The organism is Microbacterium sp., from assembly GCF_032084865.1.
Taxonomy (GTDB): Bacteria; Actinomycetota; Actinomycetes; order Actinomycetales; family Microbacteriaceae; genus Microbacterium.
In genome coordinates this window covers 1-3,447 of the sequence record NZ_DAMDLU010000203.1, presented here as the reverse complement: position 1 = coordinate 3,447, position 3,447 = coordinate 1, and the positions used below count along the sequence as shown (strand labels likewise).

Annotated in this window: 3 protein-coding genes; all 3 read left to right on the top strand. The window is 70.9% G+C overall.

Going from position 1 to position 3,447, the window contains the following annotated elements:
* The first annotated feature begins 214 nt into the window (after positions 1-214).
* Positions 215-1,198: an aldo/keto reductase gene (locus RT309_RS14340; RefSeq protein ID WP_313358126.1), complete on the top strand. Its 984-nt coding sequence runs from the start codon at positions 215-217 to the stop codon at positions 1,196-1,198.
* Between the two features lie 68 nt (positions 1,199-1,266).
* Positions 1,267-2,091: a protein phosphatase 2C domain-containing protein gene (locus RT309_RS14335; protein WP_313358124.1), complete on the top strand. Its 825-nt coding sequence runs from the start codon at positions 1,267-1,269 to the stop codon at positions 2,089-2,091.
* Positions 2,092-2,149: 58 nt separating this feature from the next.
* The coding region (locus RT309_RS14330) for an FtsK/SpoIIIE domain-containing protein (protein ID WP_313358122.1) at positions 2,150-3,447 on the top strand (1,298 nt) is incomplete at its 3' end.

Below are 3,447 nucleotides of genomic sequence, written 5' to 3'. Positions count from 1 at the left end.
GCCGGCACCCCCGGCGCCGCCGGCAGCACCTCCGGCAGCACCTCCCGTTCCTCCCGCGCCCCCCGCGGCGCCCGAGGACCCGACGCAGCCGCGTCCCTGACCTGATCACGAGAAGGCCCCCGACGACGTCGGGGGCCTTCTCGCGTCTGCGCGCCGTCGCTGTCGACCCGCTCGGCCGGGCCGAGCACGTCCGGCACCCCGATAGTGTGGATGCATGGTCACCTCGCAGCGTCGCGTCGGCGCATCCGGACTCGTCGTCTCCGCAGCCGGTCTCGGGTGCAACAACTTCGGTCGTGCGGGAACCGTGACCGAGACGATCGACGGCACGCGTGCCGTGATCGACGCGGCCCTCGCGAGCGGGGTGTTCTTCTTCGACACCGCCGACATGTACGGTGCCGACGCCGGGCGCAGCGAAGAGCTCATGGGCGAGGTGCTCGAGGGGCGCCGTGATCGGGTCGTGCTGGCGACCAAGTTCGGTCACGAACGGGACATGGGCTACGACTTTCCCGGCGGCCGCGGGTCGCGCCGGTACGTGCGTCACGCCGTCGAGCACTCCCTGCGCCGTCTGCGCACCGACTGGATCGACCTGTACCAGCTGCACCTGCCCGACCCGCAGACGCCGATCGCCGAGACCATCGACGCGCTCGACGAACTCGTCGACGAGGGGAAGATCCGCTACTACGGTCATTCGAACCTCACCGGCTGGCAGATCGCCGAGGCCGAGTTCACCGCCCGGGCGCGCTCGACGGGACGGTTCATCTCGGCCCAGAACCACTACTCGCTGCTGGCGCGTGCGTCCGAACGGGAGGTGCTGCCGGCGGTGAACCGCTACGACCTCGGCTTCTTCCCGTTCTTCCCGCTGAAGAACGGACTGCTCACCGGCAAGTTCACCCGTGAGGGCGGGCCGGCGGGCAGCCGGATCATGGGCACGCGTCGGCACATCTGGGCGGATGCGCCCTGGGACGCGCTCGAGCAGTACCAGGCCTTCTGCGACCAGCGCGACATCACCATGCTGCAGGCCACCTTCGGCTGGCTGCTGGCGCAGCCGGGTGTCTCCAGCGTGATCGCCGGGGCGACCACGCCCGAGCAGGTCGAGGCGAACGCATCGGCCGCCGACGCGTGGGCCCCGTCGGCAGCCGACCTGGCCGAGATCGACGCGCTGTTCCCGCTGATCGACGATCCTGCCGACCGGATGTGACGGCACCACTACGATGATGATGAATCCCGCGGCTGTTCAGCCGCCCAGCCGCCCGATGGAGTGCCCACGTGCCTGAGACCACGACGCAGACTTTCCGCGTCAGCGACGACCTCGAGCTCAGCTGGGCGGGTGTGACCGACCGCGGCCGACGCCGCGAGAACAACCAGGACTCCTTCCTCGCGAAGTACCCGCTGTTCATCGTCGCCGACGGCATGGGCGGGCACGCCGGCGGCGAGATCGCCAGCCAGGCGACCGTCGACCGCCTCTCCGACATGGTCGACTCGGGGCAGATCGACGACGAGCGCATCGTCGCGGCGCTGCAGATGGCCGTCGACGACATTCACCGGCATCCCGAGACGACCGACGAGGGAACCGGCACGACCCTGACCGGCGTGTACCTCGACCGCGGTGAGGACGGCTTGCGCTGGATCTCGCTGAACATCGGCGATTCCCGTGTCTACCTCGAACGCGAGGGCCGCCTGATCCAGGTCACCACCGACCACTCCGTCGTGCAGGAGCTCATCGCATCGGGCAAGATCAGCCCGGAAGAGGCCGATGCGCACCCCTACAGCAACGTGATCACGCGCGCGGTCGGGGCGAACGAGCTCGTCTCGCCGGACTACGTCGCGATCGACGTCGTCGACGGCGACCGCTTCATCATCTGCTCCGACGGTCTCACCAAGGAGCTCACCGACTACGGCATCCTGCACTTCCTGCGCGAGAACGCCGAGCCCGCCGATGCGGTGAACGCGATGGTCGATGCCGCGCTGGAGAACGGCGGACGCGACAACGTGACGCTGATCGTCCTCAATGTGCGCTTCAGCGGTGGCGCCGCGCAACGGCCGGCGGTCGCCGACGAGTCCTCCTCCACAGATCCCGCGATCGAGGATTGAGCACCTCCGGCCTGTGGACAGGCCGGATCACGCCCTGGCGATGAGCTGAGATGGGCGGATGGATGCCACGACCATCGTCCTGCCCGCCGCCCCCGCGCAGCCGGGGCGACCACCGCTCCCGCTGCTCGCCGCGATCGTCCCCGTCATCGCGGGAGTCGTGCTGTGGCTGATCACGGGATCGCTGTTCGCGCTGTGCTTCGCCGCCCTCGGCCCGCTCATGCTGCTCGCCTCGTTCGCCGACGGCATGCGGTCGCGGCGCAGAGCTCGCCGTCGGGCGGAGGGAGAATCCGACGCGGCCTGGCAGCGCGCCGAAGACGAGCTCGGCCGCCTGCATGATCAGGAGCACCGGATGCGCTGGCATCGCACACCCGATGCGGCGGGCTGTCTGCTCGACCCGCCGCTGCGCGGCCGCACGCCGCTGAGCTCGGCCACCGAGCTGGTGATCGGGCGGGGGCGCATCGGCAGTCGGGTGCGCGCCTCGGGCGGCGACGACGATCGATCGCGCGCCTTCCGGGAACGCGCCGAGCAGCTCGCCGACGCTCCGATCGTCGTCGAACTCGGCGGCGGGGTGTGCGTCCGCGCTCCCGGCCCGATCGCGAGTGCTGTCGTGAGAGCACTCGTGGCGCAGCTGTGTCTGCGGTTCGGGCCGTCGGAGCTGAGTCTGCACGGTCGCGGTGTCGCCGACTGGGGTCTCGGAGGCTTTCCGCACGTCGACCGTCGCGGCGCACGACTCCGGCTGAGGGTCGGCGACGGAGCCGAGCCGGCGGATGCGGTGATCTGCGTGCGGATGCCGGGGGAGGAGCCTCCGGAGGGTGTCACGACCGTGCTGGAGTGCGTCGCGCCGTCACGAGCGGTGGCGCGCACGGTGGAGGGACTGCGGGATCTCGCCCTGGAGGCGGTCTCGATGCAGCAGATCGGCTTGATCGCGGCCGGAGCGGCGAGCAGATCGGAGGACGACGCTCAGGTGCCGGATGCCGTGGTGCTGGGTGAGCTCGAGGCGGCCGCCGGCGGCGACGGCCGACTCCTCGCACGGTTCGGGAGAGGGGAGCAGGGCGATGTGCTCGTCGACCTCGTCGACGACGGACCGCACGCCATCGTCACCGGCATGACCGGCACGGGCAAGAGCGAGCTGCTGACCAGCTGGGTCGCCGCCATCGCCGCAGCGCACGCACCCGAGGAGGTGACGTTCGTGCTGATCGACTTCAAGGGCGGCACGGCGTTCGACCCGCTGCGCGCACTGCCGCACGTCGTCGCCGTCGTGACCGACCTCGACGCGGCCGGTGCCCGGCGCGGCGTGGGAAGCCTCAGCGCCGAGCTGCGGCGTCGGGAGGCGGTGCTGGCGTCGGCGGGTGCGCG